This window comes from Bacteroidales bacterium (assembly GCA_016709865.1).
In the GTDB taxonomy this organism is placed as follows: domain Bacteria; phylum Bacteroidota; class Bacteroidia; order Bacteroidales; family VadinHA17; genus LD21.
Map to the genome: position 1 here is coordinate 1,093,623 of JADJLX010000005.1, position 22,161 is coordinate 1,115,783.

Sequence of the window (22,161 nt, forward strand, 5' to 3'; positions counted from 1 at the left end):
CAATGATGAATGTATTGGGTATAAATAATTAAAATGCCCGTATAGCCCGTACGTGATAATTGCTAGACTTAGCTGAGCCGAATTGATATCCTCCATTGAAATTCTGACCCCAAGCGGTATTATTGGTATACTCAGTGGAACTCCAGTAAGAATAATCGAGAACCATTCCAATTACTGATTGATTTGTAAAAAGAATGTTTAACTCATCCTTGCTCGGCAAGTACCAGTCTGTATAACCATTTATAGTCACACCTCTGCACAACCTTGCTGCGATACCAGCTGTTGAACATCCAGCCATTATGTCAATGGTATTCTGCAATCCTGTACCTAGTGTTAATCCATCCGCACCAGATATTAAGGTCCCATAACAACCCCAAATTGTTCCAGAACTTTGATCACTTTGTGCAACAATTATACCATGCTTTTGTCCAGATATATACCCTGGATCGCCAGATTGTAAAATATATCCAACAATTCCACCCTGATAAGTATCACCAATGACAAGATCAGTAGTAAAACTTACATCAGTACCATATGAAGTCCCAACAGAATTTGTAGCATATGCACGAACATGATATGTAGTGCCAGGACTTAAGCTAGTTATATTACTGGAAAATAAACCTATTCCGACTCCATTGCTGGTTTTTGGATCTAAAATTGTAGGATTAACAGCTGTGCTCCAGCACACTCCTCTACTTGTAACTCCTGCTCCGCCATCACTTGTTATATTGCCCCCACTCGACGAAGTTGTTGAAGTGATTAAGGTTATAGTGGTTGTGGTTATAGTTGGATAATTTAAAGTACTAAATGATATAACATCACCGTATGATGTTCCCACAGAATTAGTGGCATAAGCACGAACGTAATATATGGTCCCTAAACTAAGCCCAGATATGCTACTTGAAAAATTGCCTGATCCTGTTCCATCAGATGTTTTATTATCTGCAATAGTTGGATTATTTAAAGTACTCCAACAAACTCCTCGATTGATTATTGAAGCTCCTCCATCATTCGAAATATTACCTCCACTTGAGGCTGATGACGTAGTTATAGAAGTAATCGATGTAGTAGTTACAGTAGGAAACCCTAATGTAACAAACATCATATCATCTCCATATGTGGTTCCTCCCGTGCTGACAGCTTTTACCCTGAAATGGTAAGTTGTCCCAAATAATAATCCAGTCAATCCTGCACTTACATTTGTAGAAATAATACCTGTTACAGGATTTGGAGTGGCAGTTGCAGTGGATCCATATGCTATTGTTGTACCATACTCAAATGTTACTATTGTGGATAGATTATTAGCATTTACAATGGCATTCAGATCTGCTGAGTTAGATGTAACAGATGTTGCCACCCCTGATACTGCATTAGGGGCTAGTGTTGTTGAAAAGCTCAACTCATTTCCATAACCAGTTCCTATTGAATTTGTTGCATATGCTCTTACATAATATGTTTGCCCAAGTGTTAATCCGGTAATCGTGCTGGCATATGTCCCTGCTACAGCTCCATCACTTGTATGATTTCCTGTTGCAACGGGACCAGAAGCTGTACCCCAACATACACCACTGGCAGTTACAGTGGCTCCGCCATTACTAGTAATATTACCACCACTTGTCGCAGTTGTTGATGTTATGTTGCTAATTGATATAGTTGTTAATATTGGAACTGCTGAAGGTGTTACTGAATTTGATGCAGCACTTGCAGGGCTAGTCCCATTTATATTTGTGGCAGTTACCGTGAAGGTATATGCAGTTCCGTTTGTAAGACCTGTTACATTTACAGGACTTACAACACCTGTTCCGAATAGACCTCCTGGATTTGCGGTAGCTTTGTACATAGTGATGGCTGAACCTCCATCACTTACAGGAGGTGTAAATGCTACCGAAGCATAAGAATCTCCGGCAGTGGCAGTTCCAATAGTTGGTGCACCGGGGATTAATGTTGGGGTAACGGAATTTGAAGGTGCGCTTGCTGCACCTGTACCATTTGCATTTGTGGCCGTAACGGTGAAGGTATAGGCTATATTTGCTAGTCCTGTCACATCTATAGGACTAGATCCTCCTGTACCTGTTATGCCACCAGGATTTGAAGTTACAGTATAACCGGTTATAAATGTTCCACCATCATCAGGTGCCGTAAATGAAATAGTAGCTTTGGCATTTCCTGAAGTTGCTGTACCGATTACGGGAGCTCCCGGAACAGTTGAAGGTGTAACTGAATTCGAGGCGGTGCTTGAGGGCCCTGTCCCAATACCATTTGTTGCCGTAACAGTAAAAGTGTAGGCAGTCCCATTTGTTAGTCCTGAAACTGTTATCGGGCTTGCCGTTCCGGTACCTGTTAAACCACCTGGATTGGAAGTAGCTGTATAACCAGTTATGGCAGATCCGCCATCGCTGGCAGGCGCAGTAAAAGCTACAGTTGCCTCTGCATTGCCTTTTGTTGCCAAACCAATTGTTGGCGCACCAGGTGCTGTTAGTGCTACCGAGTTTGTTGTAAATGTCAACTCATTCCCATAAGCAGTCCCCTTGCCATTAATAGCATATGATCTGACATAATAGGTAGTATTTGGCGCCAAACCAGTTAAAGAACTTGTAAATGTCCCTAAACCTGATCCATCGTTTGTCATCGTTGCGGTACCTGTTACGGGATTCGGGGATGTGCTCCAACAGATTCCTTTTGCCAGAATTGTACTCCCTCCATCTGAAGTGATTACTCCACCGCTGGATGCTGTTGTAGTTGTTACTGCACTGATTGCAGATGTGGTTAATGATGCGATATCAGCTGGCGTTACAAAACCCACCTGTGCTCCGTACGCAGTTCCAACACCATTAGTAGCAAATGCTCTTGCATAATAATTTGTATTGGGTGTCAGACCAGTAAGTGACATTGTAAATGTACCGATGCCTCCCGACTCAGATTTAATAATATCTCCTATTGTCGGACTTCCTATCAGATTATAACATACTCCACGGGTGGTAGTTGTTGAACCATTATCATCCAGTACTTCTCCTCCTACTTGTGCAGATGTGGCTGTTACTGTGCCAACAGCAGATGTGGTTACTTTTGGAATATCTGAGGCTGTTAAAAAACTTACCTGGTTACCATAGGTGGTTCCTGTAGAATTCGTAGCGTATGCCCTCACATAATATGTTTTACCCGGAGAAAGATTTGTAAGCTGACTGTTGAATATCCCTGTTCCAAAGTCATTGGTTGTATATGAATCTGCCAGAGTTGGATTCTGATTACGGCTCCAGCATACACCTCTTGCAGTAATTGAAGATCCGCCATCGCTTGTAATATTACCGCCACCAGTTGCTGTTGTCTGAGCTATTGAAGTTATTGCTGATGTGGTTATTACTGCAGATGATGGTGAAAGAGTTGTGAAGCTGTATTCATTCCCATATCCGGTACCTACACTATTAACAGCATAAGCCCTGACATAATATTTTGTATTTGGGGTAAGTCCGGCAATGGTACTTGCAAATGGTCCGGTACCATTACCGTCAGTTGTATGAAGCAACTCCGCAGAAGGAGAGCCGGTAGTATTCCAGCATACCCCACGAGCTGTAACTGTTGCTCCGCCGTCGCTTGTTACCTCGCCACCACTTGTGGCTGTAATGGAGGTTATATTGCCGGGAGAAACTGTTGTAACAGAAGGAAGCTGAACAGGTGGTGTATTAGTGGTAAAACTTACTTCATTTCCATAAGCAGTTCCAACGAGATTTGTCGCATAAGCACGCACATAATATTTTGTAGTTGGTGAAAGTCCTGTAATTGTACTACCAAAAGTTCCTGTTCCCGAGCCGTTTGTCGTTTTTGTATTCGAAATAGTCGGACCTGTAGCTGTGCTCCAGCATACGCCCTTTTCCAAAACGGGAGACCCTCCGTCACTTATAACATTTCCCCCACCAAGAGCACCATTAAAACTAATGCCTGCTATTATATCAGTAGTAACACTCGGAATAGATGCTGCAGTTGTTGTAAATGAAAGCTCATTGCCATAAGTCGTGCCTGCACTATTGGTTGCATAAGCCCTGACAAAGTATGTTGAGCCTGCAGTTAATCCTGAAAGTGTACTGGTAAATATCCCTGTACCTGCTGCATCTGTAGTTTTATTATTGGCTATTGTCGGAGCAGTGAAACTACCCCAACAGACTCCACGAGCTGTTACAGGGGCACCGCCATCGCTGGTTATATTTCCGCCACTAACAGCTCCGGTTAATGTTATTGAGGTAATTGCTGTAGTTGTAAGTGTTGGTGCTGATGCTGATGCAGTTGTAAAACTCTTCTCTTTTCCGAACACAGTTTCCTGACCGTCCGTCATATAAGCTTTAAAAAAATATTTGGTTCCTGCTTCAAGACCAGTAACCTGACTTGTAAAACCGGTGATACTGTTTGGTGCACCAAGAGAAGTATGATCAGTAGACGGGTTAGCTGATTTACCATAATAATGTCCATGCTGGGTTGCCCCTCCCCCGAGGTCAATTATCTGTCCGGGCAGATCAGCTGAATTTGTCAATACATTTGTTGCTTCATCAGTAGCTACCAGCATTGTTTTCTCCAGCTCTTTACATGTAGTGATCAGAATCAGGCTCAGGAATAAGCCCGACCAAAAGAATAATCGCGGGTAATTATTTTTCATGACAACCGGCATTTATGTTTTTGGTATAAACCAATATTACCTTAAAAAGAAAGTATAATAAATTGCAATTCAAGATAAAAAATTTTTATGATTGAGACAATAAAAGATTATCAAATTAATAAATGATTGCACAATCAGGTAAGTTTATAACTGAACTACATTTTGCTAAATATAGATTTCTTTTATCAGGTCTAATCTGATATGCACCTGACACTGAAACCAATCTTCTTGTTATTATTGTTTTTAACAGCAAATACTTGATTGTATTCCATATACAGATCCCAGGCTGTATTTGAATCATAACTATCTCTTGCCCAAAAAAGACCAAATTGAGTTTGAACCTGAAAAGTTCCATCAATTTGTCGAAAACCTGCAGGTAATGCAGTGAAACCAAATGAGTTTGTTCCTGTATTTCCTGCGGCCCAGTGTGTGGTACCTGCTTCTTTTAATTTTTCTCCGGCAATTGAGAGACCACCAACATAGGTAGTTAAAACCGTCCAGTCAGCATCAGTTGGTACGTGCCAGCCAAATGGACACAATTTCCCGGTATTAACTGTGAACCAATTATATAATCGTCCATAAGTATCCGAATTAGCTGGCACATTATTATAGTCACAATAAGCAGCAGTAGTCAAAGCTGACCAAACTGCATTGGAAGTTTCATTTGGAATGCTTGTATTATCGTTATATTTTGTGGTCTTAAGGTTTTCACGAAACCATAATTGTGTTCCTATTCTAATAACATTATAGATGTTACCACTAGCATCACTTGCAGTTGAAGGATCTGCTGCAATAAATGAAACTTCATTCCCATATACTGTGCCAACACTATTCGTAGCGTATGCCCTTACATAGTAGGTAACACCAAGAGATAGTCCGGTTATATTACTGCTAAATATTCCAGTACCAGTACCATTCGTGGTTTTACTACCTGCAATTGTCGGACCAGAGGTAATTCCCCAGCATACTCCACGGGCTGTAATGTCTGCTCCTCCATCTGCCAAAACATTCCCGCCGCTTGTTGCTGTTGTAGCTGTTACTGCCGAGACAGCTGTGGTTGTAACTACAGGGGCAACAGGTGCTGCAGGGAAAGCACGAATTGCGCGCACTTTTAATGTAATGTACTTATAACTATTTGGAAGAAGTCCAGTATTAAAGTCCTGGTAAATTGAAAAGCTTGAATTACTTTCGGTTGATGTCCAGTAGCTGTCAGTAAATCCACCAAGTGTTGTTCTGTTTGAGTAAATTTTGTTTAATTCATTCTCGCTAGGCAGATACCAGTCGGAATAGCCACCCAATACCAGGTCATTACAAATTCTGGCTGCAATACCGGCTGTTGGACATCCGGCAACTATATCAGTGGTGTTCTGATTTCCTGTTCCTATAAATATTCCATCAGCACCTGAGATTGAAGAACCAGAACATCCCCATTCTGCTGCAGGACTCTGGTCAGTTGGAGCAACAATCAACCCACGGGTTTGCCCAGCGACCCATCCGGGGTCGGTAGATTGGAGTATGTAAGCTAATATTCCACCCTGATAAGACTCGCCGATTGCAAGAGCAGATGTGAAACTTATCTCGTTTCCGTAACCCGTACCAGCACTGTTTGTAGCGTAAGCCCTCACATAATAGGTCTGTCCCAAAGTTAGTCCTGTTATAGAACTCACAAAAGTTCCTGTGGTGGCTCCATCTGTTGTATGACTGCCCGTGGCAACAGGCGTTGCAGTTGTGCTCCAGCATACACCACTGGCTGTTATTGCTGCACCTCCATCGCTTGTTATACTTCCTCCGCTCGCAGCAGAAGTTGATGTGATTGCTGTAATGGCAGTTGTTGAAAGTGATGGTTTGGTTGCATTGACTAATAGGGAAGCAGAAATTGTACCTGATGTATAATTGGCAGTTGCAGCCTGAGTTGCATTGATTGTAGTGGTTCCAGTTCCTGTTATTGTAACTGTACTTCCACTTATTGTTGCAACTGATGGATTACTACTTTCATATGAAAAGGTACCGCTGCTGTTGCTGGTTGGTGGTGTTAATGTAAACGATGGGTCACCAAAGTTCTTAATAATATCAGGAAAGTTAGTAATTGTTGGGGCCGGCAATAATGTAGTGAATGTCAAATCGGTACCATAGATATCAGTTCCGCATGCACTTGCCAGAACTACGAAATGGTATAATGTACCTGGTGTTAAATTAATTATGTCGACACTAACAGGCACATTGGTTGTACCATCCACAGAATATGGATTACTATTTATTGTACTGCCATAACTGGTAGATGTACCGTATTTGAAAAGAGGAATAGTGGATAAATTATTTGCATTAATTGTTCCATTTATCGTAGCTGTTGTTGTTCCAATATTAGTTGCCGCTACTGTGGTGACAGTTGGAACAATACAAAGTGTTTTAAATTGTACTTCGTTTCCATAACCAGTTCCAGCACTGTTAGTTGCATATGCTCTGACATAGTATACAGTATTGTAGGTCAATACTGTTATTGAGCTTGTGAAAGTTCCCGTTGCAGTACCATCTGTAGTATGGTTTCCAGTTGCAACCGGATTTGGTGTTGTACTCCAGCATACTCCACTGGCTGTAATAGTTGCTCCTCCGTTACTTGTTATGTTCCCTCCGCTGGAAGCAGAAGTTGAAGTAATACCTGTTACCGCAGTAGTAGTTAATGTTGGAACTACTATCGTAAGTGCATTTGTTGTGAAAGTTACCTCATTTCCATAAGCAGTACCAATAGCATTTGTAGCAAATGCCCTTATATAATATGTTGTATTGGGAGTAAGTCCGGTAAGTGATAATGAAAATACACCAATAGCCGCTGACTCGGATTTTACATTATCTGAAATAGTTGGACTGCCAATTGTGTTGTAACAGATCCCCCTTGTGGTAACCGTTGAGCCATTATTATCAAGAACTTCACCTCCTGCCTCAGCTGTTGTAGTTGTAACAGTACCTATTGCAGAAGTTGTGACTTTTGGTATATCGGAAGCTGTAAGGAAGCTTACCTGATTACCATATGTTGTGCCGGTTACATTTGTAGCATAAGCCCGAACAAAATATGTTTTACCCGGAGATAGATTTGTCAACTGACTGTTGAATATTCCTGTTCCTGTTCCATTATCTGTAAAGGAGTCAGCGAGAGTTGGGTTCTGATTCAGGCTCCAGCAAATACCCCGAACCGTGATTGCAGATCCTCCGTCGCTGGTAATATTACCGCCTCCGCTGGCTGTTGTCTGGGCAATTGATGTAATAGCAGTAGTGGTAATTACAGCAGAGGAAGCTGACAGTGTGGTAAAATTATATTCATTTCCATATGCCGTACCAACAGCATTTACAGCGTATGCCCTTACATAATATTTTGTGTTTGGAGCAAGACCTGTCATTGTACTGGCGAAAGTTCCTGTGCCGCTGCCATCAACAGTTTGATTTTCACCAAGAGTTGCACCACCTGTCCCATTCCAGCATACTCCCCGTTGTGTAATTGCTGATCCTCCATCGCTTGAAATAACTCCACCTGTTGTAGCTGATATTGAAGTAATATTAGCCGGGGAGACTGTTGTTAATGTGGGAAGTTGTACAGGCGCCTCACTTGTTGTAAAACTGACTTCACTACCATATGCGGTACCGATTAAATTTGTCGCGTAGGCCCTCACATAATATTTGGTAGTTGGAGATAGTCCCGAAATTTCACTTGCAAAACTTCCAGTACCTGATCCGTCTGTTGTTTTGGAATTTGATATTGTCGGACCTGTTGCAGTGCTCCAGCAAACACCTCTTGCCAATACAGGGGAGCCTCCGTCACTTATAATTTCTCCGCCTCCATTTGCGCTGTTATAATGAATATTGGCTATTACATATGTTGTTATAGTCGGGATAGACGCAGCTGTTGTTGTAAAAGTAAGTTCATTACCATATGTGGTACCCGCACTGTTAGTTGCATATGCCCTCACAAAATATGTTGAGCCTGCTGTTAATCCTGATAGAGTACTTGTAAATGTCCCTGTACCTGTTCCATCAACTGTTTTGTTGTTACTTGTTGTTGGACCGGTAAAACTATTCCAGCAGACTCCCTTTGCTGTTATGGGAGCACCCCCATCACTGGTTATATTACCTCCGCTTATAGCTCCGGTTAGTGTTATTGACGTTATTGCTGTAGTCGTAAGAGTTGGCGCTGAAGCATCCAATGTAGTAAATGTCTTTTCTTTACCATAAACAGTTTCCTGACCATCGGTAAGATATGCCTTAAAATAATATTTTGTTCCGGCTTCAAGGTTTGTAACCTGACTCGTAAAACCTGTCAGGCTGTTTGGTGTACCCAGGGCTGTATGATCAGCAGTGGTATTACTGGCTTTACCATAGTAATGCCCATATTGAGTGGCTCCTTCACCCAGATCAATAATCTGGCCGGGAAGATCTGCAGAATTAGTCAGGATATTTGTTGCTTCGTCAGTTGCGACAAGCATTGTTTTTTCAATCTTTTTGCAGGTGTCTGAGAGGATGAGGCATAGAAAAAGACCTGCCAAAAATAGAAATCGCAAGGATCTATTTTTCATGACAATAGCAATTAAAATTTCTATAACTGAAGGAACTTCTGTTCTACTTTAGTATAAAAATAAAATCACCTCCCTGGTCACCTACATCTTTAATCTCCCCAAATTGAGGAACCACATTACTGTTGTTTATTACAGCAATTCTCAAGCTGCTGAACAGTTGTTCTGACGAAAGATACTTCTCCTGATTATTATCAAGCCTGTCTATCATATATTTCAGAAAGGCGCTCTGATCAGGAACCTCTGTAAGTGTTCCGCTTGTCATTGCTTTACGGCTTGGCAGTTCATAAAGTTTGTTTACAGCAAGTGAGGCATCAGCAAATGCAGCACGTGTCTTTAAGATTGAACCGCCAAAACATGCATCACTTACGAGGAGCGTATGTCGTGAATGGATCTCGCGAAGATAATCGCGGAATGTACTGTTACGGAACCAGGCAAGCTTACTTTCCTTTCTGGCATCAGAAGGAAGCCAGAAACCAATTTCGGAATTGGCATCCCACACACCATGGCCGGCATAAAATATCAGAAAACTATCACTTGGTTTAACTGTTTTTGCGAAATAGTCAAGGGCTTCAACCATTTGTGCCATTGTTGCATTCTTCAGAAATTTCACATTTTCCTGATCAAATGTATATCTGCTGGTGATTGAATTGTAAAAAAGCTCAGCATCCTTAATCGGTTTATCAAGCTCATTAATAAGGGGATCCTGATAATTGCTGATACCCACAATCAGTGCATAATACTTGCCGGCACCCAATGGATTATCTTTAGCATTTGCAGATCTGAAATTAACAGGTGTCGTCTCAACAGCAGCCTGTTGAACGGGCTGCACAACAACAGGTTTTGGCTTATTGTTAATGAGAACGGATGCCTTTCCACTGCTACCTACCTGAGCACAGATAAATAATACCTGCGACAGAAAAAGAATTAAAACCAATACTGACTTTTTCATTTGATTAATTATCAGAAGTTAACTTTCAACGATAATAACGTGGCTCCCTGAATCGGGCCTCTTGACTGATCTAACGAAAGATTAACATGCTTCAGGGGCTGGTACTTATTAGGTATTGCCGCTACCCAAAAAAGATTTGCAGCCCAGATTGCCGCACCGCTCACAATCAGAACACCTGAAAGATTCTTCTGAGATTGAGCCTGATCAAGCAGATCCCTCCTTTTTGTCGGATCCTCTTCTGTTCTGTACAAATCATATGATTTTACATAACTTTGATTCACAACTAATCCACCGGCTAATGCGCCATAGGCTGCAACTCCTGCCAGCCAATATGGTTTACCTTTACTTATTTTTGACTGTCCGAGTCCGGGAACAACTGTCGACAAAAGCATCATCGAACCCTTATTAAAAGACTTAATATATTTCTCAGCCTTGACTTCAACGAGCACCTCTTCGTCAAGAAAAATTGAATCTTTATCTGGGATCCAGGTAATCTTTTTATCCTTCCCCGATTTTGTTTTACCAATATCTCCCGAAAGAGCCTTAACCCGAAGTGGCTGACCATTTTTTTTCTCCATCTCGACCCATACATAAAACTCATCAGATGCACTTTTATTGACGAAATCATAAGTGATCTGCAATTGCTTTCCGTCAAATTCAAGCTTTAATGGAGTAATCTGAAAACCCTGCGAAAATGAATAAATACTTAAGGCTAAAAATAGAAGAATCAGAGATTTTTTCTTCGTTTCCATAGACATATCTAGTTAACTAACAGGATAATACCCTATTATAATATCAAATATATGCAAAAAACCGAGAAAAAGACTAAACAATTGCTAAATATTAAAATTGAGATATCTTATTTAAAATGATTATAAAGAATAAATCCATTAACCGCAAATTCGGGTTGCTATTGGGACGCTAAGTGTTTAGATTTGAACCCTGCTCACTCCATAAGATCCCTCGCTGACGCATCGGGATGACAGACTAATCTGGGTATGAGGGGGGGGGGAAAGAAGTGGCGATTCGTTAAAGATTCCATCATGAGGCATTTACAATACGAATCGCCACTTCTTTCCCCCTCTATGCCCCCCTAATGTCCTGTCATCCCGAGCGTTTCGGCCATCGACGATTCAGCGAAGATGGCCAGCGAGGGATCCCCGGAAGTTAGCAGGATTCTTTTTCTAATAGATGCTGTTTCGCCGCACCATAAGATTCTCATCTGATATATAATCGTCATATTCTATCTGCTTGTCAATCATACCTTTTGGTCCGATCTCGATAACGCGGTTACAAACAGTCTGAATAAACTCATGGTCGTGGGACGACATCAGGATATTGCCTTTGAATTTTATCAGAGTATTATTGAATGCCTGAATTGATTCAAGGTCTAGATGGTTGGTAGGACTATCGAGAAGCATAACATTGGCATTGCGTATCATCATTCGGGCAATCATGCATCTGACTCTCTCTCCGCCAGACAGAACATTTACTTTTTTATAGATCTCTTCACCTGAGAAGAGCATTTTGCCCAGAAATCCCCTGAGGTAAAGTTCGCTGGTATCTTCCGAGTACTGAGCCAGCCAGTCGACCAATGTGATGTCCTTCTCAAAGAATTTTTCATTCTCAAGAGGCAGATAGGCCTTAACTATTGTCTGTCCCCATTCAAATGTTCCATGATCAGCTTTTTCATGACCCTTAAGTATTTCAAATAGAACAGTCATCGCCCTGGTATCTCTCGACAGAAAGGCAATCTTATCATTCTTGTTTACTGTAAAATTCAGATCTTTGAACAACAGCTTACCTTCAACACTCTTACTCAATCCTTTAACAGAAAGCACATTGTTGCCCGGTTCCCTTCCGGGAGTGAATATTATTCCGGGGTATTTCCGTGTTGAGGGCTGGATTTCTTCAATATTAAGCTTCTCAATCATCTTCTTCCTGCTTGTTGTCTGCTTCGATTTCTTGACATTCGCCCTGAAACGGGCAATAAACTCAAGAAGTTCCTTTTTCTTCTCCTCTGCTTTTTTGTTTTGGGTAAGCTGTTGTCTCAGTGCAAGCTGACTCGATTCATACCAGAATGTATAGTTGCCTGAGAACTGTTGTACTTTACTGAAATCTATATCGATAATGTGTGTACAGATTGAATCGAGGAAGTGACGGTCGTGAGATACTACCAGTACTGTATTTTCGAATTCCGAAAGGTAATTCTCAAGCCAGTTTACAGTTTCAAGATCGAGGTCATTTGTAGGTTCGTCAAGCAGAAGGTTATCAGGTTTGCCAAAAAGGGCCTGTGCAAGAAGCACCTTAACCTTCTCTTTTCCTGTAAGTTCCTTTAATAGTTTGTAATGTTGTTCTTCTTTAATACCAAGTCCGCTAAGCAGAGTGGCGGCATTGCTCTCAGCATTCCAGCCATCAAGTTCATTGAATTTTTCCTCAAGCTCAGATGCCCTTAAGCCATCCTTATCGGAGAAATCGGATTTTGCATAAAGAAGGTCTTTCTCTTTCATGATGCTCCACAACTGGGTATGTCCCATCATAACAGTATCAAGAACTACGCATTCATCAAATTCAAAATGGTCCTGTTTAAGAACTGATAACCTTTCTCCATGACCAAATGAGACATTTCCTGTTCTGGTTTCCACTCCTCCGTAGAGCATCTTAAGAAATGTGGATTTACCGGCACCATTGGCACCGATTATACCGTAACAGTTGCCCGGGGTGAATACAAGATTTACATCCTGAAACAAAATACGTTTGCCGAATTGAATACTGAGATTTGAAGCTGTGATCATTAATGCTGATTAAAATAAAGAAAGGCTGCAAAAGTAATTAAATATCAGCAGGAATAAGCCTGTTTCTCTGCTATTTCAGTGTTATTTTTATAACACCATTAGCTCCTTTAGATCCGTACATTGTTGCACCCACATCATCAACAAACTCTATGCTCTTTACATAAGTTGGATTAACATATGAAATATCAGAAGTGATCTTTTCATCAACAACATAGAGTACCTGAGGGTTTGCATCCATAGAGCGGATTTTTTTATTATAAACTGAATTGCCCTTTACGGAAACATCGTAAAGCTCGCTGCTAATAAGTTCATAGATAGTATTGTACTTTGAATAATCCTTTGCATTTCGCTGCATATAAGCATCGATTGACTTCCGGAGAACATCCTCAGTGATATGCCCGTTATTTACAGCTTCATTAAAGTTGGCAATATTGTCTTTATATGACAAGTCGGTAACAATTGTGCGTTCTTTTCCAACTCTCACCTTTCTGGTCTCAAATCCTGAGGCAGAAAACAACAATTCGTCCTTCTCCGCACATTTAAGGCTGAATCGTCCGAGAGAATCAGAGTACGTAACCTCGCCTGATTTAACAGCTGCAACTTTTACTTTATTAAGAGGGATCTGCTTAAAACAACTCACAATACCTGAAACTGTATTATTATCCTGTGATGCAGCTTCAAATGATGAAAACAGGATGACAAATACAAATCCAATCAAAGCAGGTTTTGATTTCATTTTGTGCCAATTAGATAGTAAAGGTAGGAAATAAAATCCATTAACCACAAAGGTCACAAAGGATATACACAAAGTACACAAAGGGCTGGTTATACCATTGACCCCTGCATATCCGCGAGGTGTCTAAAACCTCAATTAGTATATTCAACCTTATACTTGTTAAGTCCAACGATTTCTTCAAATGATCTGACAAAATTCATCAGGAAGAATGAGTACTGCTCTTTCTCAAAACAGGCAGCAGTTTCATCGGGAGATGCCGGAATATCTTCAAATCTTTTTTCATTATCAGATTTACTGATTTCTGACCTTGTAAAATCTATTCGTAACCCATCAACACGGTTATAGAAGTGCCAGCCTCTTTTTCTGTGAGTCTTCAGGATTTCTCCGCCAAAAACATCATGGACCAGATGCGAGATCAGGCTATCCTGATCAATTGCAGGAATTTTCAGAGTCCTGCTCTTCCTTAGTGCTTCACGCACAATTATTAAATCAAACATTGATTTATATATTAAAAACAATCGGATTTGATCACTTTTGATAAACGATAAGGATAAGACTGTTTTATCAATCCAGCTTGTCTTAAATACCAAATTTACACTATTTTAAGGGACAAAGCAAATATAATTGGTTAATGATACACCAATAAGATTCCCGGCCTTAAACACAATAATGTCAGGATTTTACGCCCTTAATCTTAAAATCGGATGTCTGATGAAATGTAATTGAAGGGAAATTTTCTTTTGCCAGCTTTAGCATCCATTCACTCTCTGCAAAGAACACAGGATTATTCTCTTTATCATAAGCAATAGCTCCCGATTTTCTCTTTATAAAAGCTTCAAGTTCTGTTTTGTTGTCTGTTGTCATCCAGCAGGCCTTAACATAGGGCAGATGAGAAAAATTGCACTTTACTCCGTACTCATGCTCAAGCCTGAACTTAATTACCTCATACTGAAGTTCTCCCACTGTTCCAATGATCTTCCTGTTGCCGGGCTGCTGTAAAAACAACTGTGCAACTCCTTCATCTGTCATCTGCCATACTCCTTTGTCGAGCTGCTTGGTTTTCATAGGATCGAGGTTCACAACTTCTCTTAATATCTCAGGCGAAAAGCTTGGAACTCCTTTAAAGTGAAGCATTTCTCCTTCAGTAAGTGTATCTCCTATCTTGAAATTACCGCTGTCGTATAATCCAACAACGTCTCCCGGAAAGGCCTCATCTACAATGCTTTTTGCATTAGCCATGAAGCTGGTAGGTGAGGAAAACCTCATCTTCTTTTCCGACCTTGTATGGAAATAGAATTTATTTCTTTCAAATCTGCCTGAGCATATCCTTAAAAATGCAATCCTGTCGCGGTGGTTGGGATCAAGATTTGCATGAATTTTAAAAACAAAACCTGTAAGCTGATCTTCATCCGGTTCCACTACACGCTCGGTTGTATGAATGGGGCCGGGACATGGAGCAATCTCCAGAAATGTTTCCAGCAGTTCAAGTACACCGAAATTATTGAGGGCACTTCCAAAGAAAAGTGGAGCAAGATAGCCTTCCCTGTAAAGTGACATGTTGAATGTCTCAAACATCGAATTCACAAGTTCAAGCTCTTCCCGCAGCTTTGTAATATTATCTTCCCCGACAAAACTTATAAGCTTGGGATCTTTGATATCATTGGTACTTATGAGGCTTTCCGAAACACTAGTCTTGTCAGGAGCAAAGATCTGCACCTCTTCCTTGAAGAGATTATAAACACCTTTAAACTGCTTGCCATGACCAATAGGCCAGGTGTACGGACAAACCGCAATTTTGAGCTCCTTTTCAAGCTCATCAACAATATCATAAGGGTGAATTCCTTCCCTGTCCATCTTGTTGATGAAGATCATTACAGGAGTATGACGCATACGGCATACTTCCATAAGCTTGCGTGTCTGCTCCTCAACACCTTTTACGGAATCCACGACAAGTATGACACTGTCAACTGCTGAAAGTGTTCTGTATGTGTCTTCTGCAAAATCCTTATGCCCGGGTGTATCGAGAATGTTAACACGTACATTATTGAAATCGAAGGCCATAACTGAGGTTGAAACTGAAATACCTCTCTGCTTCTCGATCTCCATAAAATCCGATGTGGTCGATTTCCTGATTTTATTACTCCTAACAGCTCCGGCAGTCTGAATAGCGCCGCCAAAGAGAAGCAATTTCTCTGTAAGTGTGGTCTTGCCGGCATCAGGGTGACTGATGATGGCAAAGGTCCTTCGTTTCTTTATTTCGCTCTTTAAATCCATTTTTTAACAGTGGCACAAAAGTAGTAAAAATCCATTAACCACAAAGTGTGTGCGCCCCCCATCCCCCCTAAAGGGGGGCTAACTCATACACATATATCTGATTTAAATTATGTTACGGAATTTATCCCCCTTTAGGGGGAAGTAACACCTCAGCGGGACAGGGGGCGCTAATGCTCTGCGTCCCGATGGCTATCGGGACTCTGCGGTAAAACTCATAATATACAAAACCAGAATTATCCAAATAAGTACATATATTTAACAACTAGATAAAAAGATTAAAACAGATATGAAAATAGTTTTAAAACAATTGCTCGTTGTACTTCTGTTACTGAGTCTAATCACAACAACTGGCTTTAGTCAGAAGAAAAACTCATCTCCTCCTTTCATTGTAATACAGGTTACTGATCCGCAGTTTGGAATGTATGAGGCCGACAAGGGATTCAGCAAAGAAACAGAACTTTATGAAAGAGCGGTTGATGCAATTAATAAGCTTAACCCTGATTTTGTAGTACTGACCGGCGACCTTGTCAACAAAAAAGATGATCGTGCCCAGGTTACTGAATTCAAAAGGATTACTGCAAGAATTAAGAAAGAGATACCTGTTTATTATTCCCCCGGAAACCACGACATCGGTCAACCGACAACCCAAAAAGATATCGATTCATTTATTTCAGACTATGGTCACGACAGGTTCTCATTTAAGCATAAAAAGAGTCTGATCATGGGAGTGAATTCCTGCCTCATCAAATCGAATACCCCGGTTCTGGAAGAATCTCAGTTCGAATGGCTAAAAAAAGAGCTTAATAAAGGGAAAAAGGCAAAAAACGTAATCCTCTTTACGCACTATCCTTTCTTTATTAACTCTTTTGATGAAGCAGATCAATACTTCAATATTACTGTTGAAACACGTAAAAGATATCTGGAGCTTTTTAAGGAATATGGTGTCGATGCAGTATTCGCCGGACATCTTCACAATAACGGATCGGGCAAATACGGTGATATGCAGATGATTACAACAAGTGCTGTCGGTAAGCCACTTGGGAAAGCAGATTCTGGAATAAGAGTTATTAAGGTATATCCCGATAGGGTAGAAAGTGTATATTATACACTTAATGAGATCCCTTTTCAATAAGTTTATGGACTTTCAGGTATTCACTGATTGCCGCAGAACCATACCATTCATAGTATTCAACATCAAAGATCTTCTGACTTATTGTAGGATCGGCTTTAAGAAGTTCTTTTGCTTCATCAATTGTTTTTACATTCAGAATAAAAATGCCACGGTAGGTCTTTTCGTTTTCTTCAATCGGACCTGCAATAACAAGTTTTCCCGATTCTGCCATTGCATTAATGTTCGCAAAATGTCCCTTGAAAAGATTGTCTCGTTCTGCTCCGGCTGCTAATTTGTTTGAACCTGTTTTCAGAATTGCCAGTATATATGATTTCATCCCTCTTTCGTCAGCGCCAAGCCTCTTTGCCAGAACTGAATCATAAACCTGGGTATTTGTCTGTGCAAACAGAGATGTTCCGGGAAGAATTAAACAGAATATTACTAAAAGTCTTTTTATCATTTTTTTGTGGATTTATTATTTACATACCGACTCTCATAAGTTGCAATCCATTCCTGAACAGAAATCTTTGAAGACAGCTCCCCTATTAGCTTATATGGAATCTGATCTGGTTTCTTAAATCTTATACAGCCTTTCCCCATATCAAGCTTTGTTTTTGAATGTTTAGGATATTCTTCAGTGAACCACTTTAAAAGCTTTTCATCACCATATATACCCATGTGATAGAGGGCAATAAAATTTTTTTGTGAAGCCACTGCCATAAATGGTAAAGGTACTTTCGGAGTCACATGATACCCTTTGGGATAAATGGAAAAAGGAACAATAAAACCGATCATTCCATAGCTCATCTCCTCCACAAATCCTTTCGGAAGATTGGCTTTTATTACTTTCCTGAGTTCATTTACAGTTTTCCTTCTCTCCTCCGGGATCTGATTCACATAATCATCCGGCGATTTGGCAAAGATCTGCATATCAGTAGATTTTAAGTATTACGAATAAACACTTAAATAGTCTGGTTTGTTCAGGTCTGCTATACGCTATACGCTATACGCTATACGCTCTGTGTTTTTTAACCACGGAGACACAGATTACACGGAGATTACACGGAGTAATTAATCCCTTAGTCACGTATTCCCGAAGGCGGCGCATCCTCCAAAGCTGCACCCCAGGTGTAATTCGGTTTCGGGCCCATCTCCAGAACCAACTCTCCTCCGTCCTTAATATCATCCCAGCTGAACCAGGGTTTATTCCATTCTTTGCCATTGAGCTTTGCACTTTGAATATACTTGTTCTCCCTGCTGCTCTTCTTCGCAATAACTTTGAACTTATTATTATTCTGCAGGTCAACAACCACTTCAGTAAATACCGGACTTCCAATATTAAATGCAGGAATCCCGGGTGTTACAGGATAAAATCCCATACTTGAGAATACCACAAATCCTGAAAGACCACCGCCATCCTCATCGCCCGGTATACCAAAAGGTGTATTAGGGAACCAGGTATCAAGCAGCATCCTGATACGTTTCTGTGTTTTCCACGGGGCACCGGAATAGTTGTATAAATATGGTATATGAAGACTTGGTTCATTACCCATAACAAACTGGCCAACCTGACCTGTAGCATCAGGGAATTGTCCAAGGTATGCGTACTTGCTCATTCCAAGACCTTCCATGAATAACTGATCAAGCTTTGCAGTAAATTTTTCTCTTCCGCCGAGCAGACTTATCAGGCCGGAAACATCATGCTGTACATCCCAAAGATAGGTCCAGCCGTTGTTCTCATCATAATAGTCGCGGTTTCCCATTCCCCCTGAATGCTTTACATTGAAACCTTCCACCCAGTTACCATCAGCAGTACGTGGTTCAAAAAATCCTGTTTCCTTATTGAAGAGATTCTTAAAGTTCTGAGATCTTTTCATGAAGTACTCATAATCACCTTGTTTATTAAGCGACCTGGCAAGTTGTGCCAGGCACCAGTCATCATAGCTATGAGCCAGAGTTATTGCGACTGCCTGTCTTTTTTCAAAAGAATGCACTGCAGCAACTGTTTCAGTTTCACCAATGCTGAGTGCCGGATAATACCCTTTTTCAAGATAAAATGTATCAAGTGAGCACATCGGACCATTTCTCCATGGAAGCATAGTTGCTTCCATCGCATTCTTTTTCAGGCCTTCATAAGCTTTTTCTATGTCAAAATTTCTGATCCCCTTAAACCATGCATCAGCAATAATTGCAGCGGAATGGTGACCATTCATACATGGATTATCTCCGTAAAGAATCGGAAATGAAGGCATCCAACCTCCCTGTTCATACATCCGGACATAAGATTGAATTTTCACTCCTTCCAGTTCAGGATTGATCATTGCATGCAGGGGATGTGCAGCCCTGTAAGTATCCCACATCCAGTCGTCGTTATAAAACACAGTATCATTATCATTATGTACCGCATCGTCGAAACCGCTGTAGTAGCGGCCATCCTCAGAGATATTTGTCATTCTCTCATAAGTGCGGTATAATGCTGTATAAAAGACAGTTTTCTGATCTTCAGTCCCGCCTTCTACTTCTATTTTGCCAAGTGCTTCATTCCATGCTTTCTTACCATTTGACTTTAGCGCCTCAAAATTCCATTCAGGAATCTCATTTTCAAGATTTTTCTTTGCCTGCTCTGCATCAACAAATGACACACCCATCTTAACTCCAACCTTCTCTTTCTCCTTAACATCGAATGTCAGAGCAACAGACGGACGTGATCCCTGACCACTGCTGCGGCTTGTATCAGCCGAAAAACTCTTGTCTGTTTTTAAATAAAAGTAAACCCTGATTTTATTACTGTAGATCTCAAATCCTTCCACAGTGTTATTGTCTGTCACTTTAAATGAACCGGTAGTTGTTACACCCAGCATCAGATTTTTCTTATCTTTTTTGTTCCATGCAATCTGGTAAAATGAAGACTTCTCCGCAACAGTGAACTCGAGGTTTACATCCGGATCTTCGAGCCATACTGAATAATAATACGGTGTACAGACCTCATAATCATGATCATAATAACTCTGCCATGAGCGCCTGTCGTTTGAAACATCTCCTGATGTCGGCATTAACAGCCCTGCAGTTCCATTTCTGTGTCCGCATAAAATAAAAGGAAATCCGGAGATCTTCTCAGCCTGGTACCCTCCCGGCAAACGATGAATACGCATCATGCTGTTAGGCAGATTCACAAGCGGTACAGTTGTCTCAAGCAACTGGCTGATACCTCCGATGTTTGGATTAACATAATCAACAGGATCTGAGCCTTTTTCAGAGCATGATACCAGGATTGGAAAGCAAATAACAATCAGAAAGAATAGTTTACTTTTCATATAACTTTAATATAGATTACCAACATGGTAAATTTACATTTTTACCTCAACCAAATTCTACCCAAATCTAATTTTATTGAATGAAAGATTAATTTAACTTTGATTGATTGAAAAGAAAGAATATGATTTACTTTAGGTCGTTACTATTCCCCGTTGTCTGCATATTATTGTCAGGATGTGGGCCCTCTGCAGATCAGAATAAACTCTGGAATACTGTTTCAAATTCAGATTCTTTAAAACAGATTGATGAAAGGATAAGGCTTGATTTTTCATTAAGTGAAGAGAAAGCTATTGAGGCAATTAAAGAAAGAACAGGCAAGTACTCAGATGTTGACAAATCATTCTGGGAAGAAAACGGCTGGCTTGAATGGAAGCTTATTGACGGCAAAAAGATGTATTTCAACAGGGCTGTTTCCAATCTGTTTCTGATTAAAAAATTCTATGAGGAAAAAGATAAGAGACTTCTGGAAATTGCAGCAGATCCGGAAATGGTCCTGCGGAAAAAGCACACTGAAGAAATTCTAAAGGCATCTGAAAATAACAACGATCCGGTTATACCAGTTCAGCTTAAGATAACATATACAATTACTGTACTTCCCGACGCTGTACCAGAGGGTGAAACTATACGCTGCTGGATGCCTTTTCCCAAAGAGGGACATCAGCGCCAGAAAAACCCTGTACTGTTAAATACTTCACAGAAGGATTATGTTATCGCACCAGATTCTGCAATTCACCGGACGCTGTATATGGAAAACAAAGCTTCTAAGGGAAAACCTACCATATTTGTAGCAACATTTACATATCTCTCTTCTGGTCAGTATTTTAATCTGGATAAGGAAAAAATACTTCCTTATGATAAGTCAACAGAAATCTATAAAAAGTACACTTCGGAACAGCTTCCTCACATATGTTTTACCGACAATATTAAGAGGCTAGCAGATACAATATCTTCACCTGATGATCTTCCTTCTGAAACAGTTAGAAAGATCTACTTATGGTTCAAGGAAAATATTCCATGGACTGGCGCTCTTGAATATTCCATCATGCCGAATATTCCCGAGTATGTATATCTAAACAGAAGAGGAGATTGCGGTATGCAGACATTTCTGTTCATGTCTATGCTCAGATACAAAGGTATTCCGGTGAGGTGGCAGAGCGGATGGAAGGTACCCCCTGGTGATAAGAACCTGCACGACTGGTGCGAGGTGTATTATGAGGGCGTTGGCTGGGTACCTGCCGATGTCTCTTATGACCTTCAGGCATCTGATGTCAAAGAAATTAAGGAATTCTTTGTTTCCGGAATAGATTCCTACAGGATGATTGTAAATGATGGCATTTCAGGCCTTCTTTACCCTGCCAAGAAGTTCATGCGCAGCGAACCATTTGATTTTCAGAGAGGAGAAGTTGAATGGAACGGCGGAAATCTCTATTTCGATAAGTGGGATTATAATATGAAGATTGAGTATGAAAAATAAAGGCTCAAAGGCGTAAGGGCGTAATGGCGCAAAGGCAAAATGTCATGAATAAGAATATATAATAGGCCCCCTCTGATGCATAGTCGTAAAAATAAGGTATTGGGATGAATGAGAAACTGTTTAGAAAAATTTCCCCTCCTTTTGAAGGAGGGGTGGACGGGAGTGCTGATTATCTGATATTTACGAAGTTAGATTTCCCGGCCGGGGTGGTTGATTTTAAGGGAATATCTCAAAATACTAAAAGATGAAAACAAGGATAAATAATCAACCACCCCGGCCGCAAATTAGCTTTACAAAAAC

14 protein-coding genes are annotated in these 22,161 nt (G+C 40.7%); 3 read left to right on the top strand and 11 right to left on the bottom strand.

Annotated elements, in window-relative coordinates; genetic code table 11:
• Positions 1-28: 28 nt before the first annotated feature.
• From IPJ16_13165 to IPJ16_13200, 8 genes are all read right to left on the bottom strand, one after another.
• Positions 29-4,645: a fibronectin type III domain-containing protein gene (locus IPJ16_13165; protein MBK7628121.1), complete on the bottom strand. Its 4,617-nt coding sequence runs from the start codon at positions 4,643-4,645 to the stop codon at positions 29-31.
• 191 nt (positions 4,646-4,836) lie between these two features.
• Positions 4,837-9,207 (bottom strand): hypothetical protein, encoded by a 4,371-nt coding sequence (locus IPJ16_13170; GenBank protein MBK7628122.1) that lies wholly within the window; start codon positions 9,205-9,207, stop codon positions 4,837-4,839.
• A 43-nt stretch (positions 9,208-9,250) separates the two neighbouring features.
• Entirely contained in the window at positions 9,251-10,156 is a 906-nt protein-coding gene (locus tag IPJ16_13175) for a caspase family protein (GenBank protein ID MBK7628123.1), read from the bottom strand.
• A gap of 11 nt (positions 10,157-10,167) precedes the next feature.
• A complete protein-coding gene (locus tag IPJ16_13180; GenBank protein MBK7628124.1) occupies positions 10,168-10,908 on the bottom strand; it encodes a hypothetical protein in 741 nt (246 codons plus the stop codon).
• Between the two features lie 432 nt (positions 10,909-11,340).
• Positions 11,341-12,951, bottom strand: coding sequence for an ATP-binding cassette domain-containing protein (locus IPJ16_13185; protein MBK7628125.1), 1,611 nt, complete (start codon positions 12,949-12,951; stop codon positions 11,341-11,343).
• A gap of 70 nt (positions 12,952-13,021) precedes the next feature.
• Complete coding sequence (locus IPJ16_13190; protein ID MBK7628126.1) at positions 13,022-13,687, bottom strand: hypothetical protein; 666 nt, start codon at positions 13,685-13,687, stop codon at positions 13,022-13,024.
• A 131-nt stretch (positions 13,688-13,818) separates the two neighbouring features.
• On the bottom strand, positions 13,819-14,184 hold the full coding sequence (locus IPJ16_13195; protein MBK7628127.1) for a hypothetical protein: 366 nt from the start codon (positions 14,182-14,184) through the stop codon (positions 13,819-13,821).
• A gap of 175 nt (positions 14,185-14,359) precedes the next feature.
• Positions 14,360-15,961 carry a peptide chain release factor 3 gene (locus tag IPJ16_13200; protein ID MBK7628128.1) on the bottom strand — a complete coding sequence of 534 codons (1,602 nt, stop codon included), beginning with the start codon at positions 15,959-15,961 and terminating at the stop codon, positions 14,360-14,362.
• Between the two features lie 286 nt (positions 15,962-16,247).
• On the opposite strand from IPJ16_13200, the gene IPJ16_13205 reads away from it, so the two are divergent.
• Positions 16,248-17,093: a metallophosphoesterase gene (locus tag IPJ16_13205; GenBank protein MBK7628129.1), complete on the top strand. Its 846-nt coding sequence runs from the start codon at positions 16,248-16,250 to the stop codon at positions 17,091-17,093.
• On the opposite strand, the gene IPJ16_13210 is transcribed toward IPJ16_13205, so the two are convergent.
• The 3 genes from IPJ16_13210 to IPJ16_13220 all read right to left on the bottom strand — a co-directional run bounded on the left by IPJ16_13210 (position 17,071) and on the right by IPJ16_13220 (position 20,386).
• Positions 17,071-17,532 carry a hypothetical protein gene (locus IPJ16_13210; GenBank protein MBK7628130.1) on the bottom strand — a complete coding sequence of 154 codons (462 nt, stop codon included), beginning with the start codon at positions 17,530-17,532 and terminating at the stop codon, positions 17,071-17,073. The two genes, IPJ16_13205 and IPJ16_13210, sit on opposite strands and share 23 nt — an antisense overlap.
• Positions 17,529-18,002 carry a DUF1801 domain-containing protein gene (locus tag IPJ16_13215; protein ID MBK7628131.1) on the bottom strand — a complete coding sequence of 158 codons (474 nt, stop codon included), beginning with the start codon at positions 18,000-18,002 and terminating at the stop codon, positions 17,529-17,531. Before IPJ16_13215 ends, IPJ16_13210 begins: the two co-directional genes overlap by 4 nt.
• 149 nt (positions 18,003-18,151) lie before the next feature.
• Positions 18,152-20,386, bottom strand: coding sequence for a GH92 family glycosyl hydrolase (locus IPJ16_13220; GenBank protein ID MBK7628132.1), 2,235 nt, complete (start codon positions 20,384-20,386; stop codon positions 18,152-18,154).
• Between the two features lie 122 nt (positions 20,387-20,508).
• Here IPJ16_13220 and IPJ16_13225 point away from each other — a divergent pair, with 122 nt between their 5' ends.
• Together IPJ16_13225 and IPJ16_13230 are read left to right on the top strand one after the other, a co-directional pair.
• Positions 20,509-21,861 carry a transglutaminase domain-containing protein gene (locus IPJ16_13225; protein MBK7628133.1) on the top strand — a complete coding sequence of 451 codons (1,353 nt, stop codon included), beginning with the start codon at positions 20,509-20,511 and terminating at the stop codon, positions 21,859-21,861.
• 104 nt (positions 21,862-21,965) lie between these two features.
• The gene (locus IPJ16_13230; protein ID MBK7628134.1) at positions 21,966-22,109 is read left to right on the top strand and encodes a hypothetical protein; all 144 of its coding nucleotides are present in this window, start codon (positions 21,966-21,968) and stop codon (positions 22,107-22,109) included.
• Positions 22,110-22,161 lie beyond the last annotated feature (52 nt).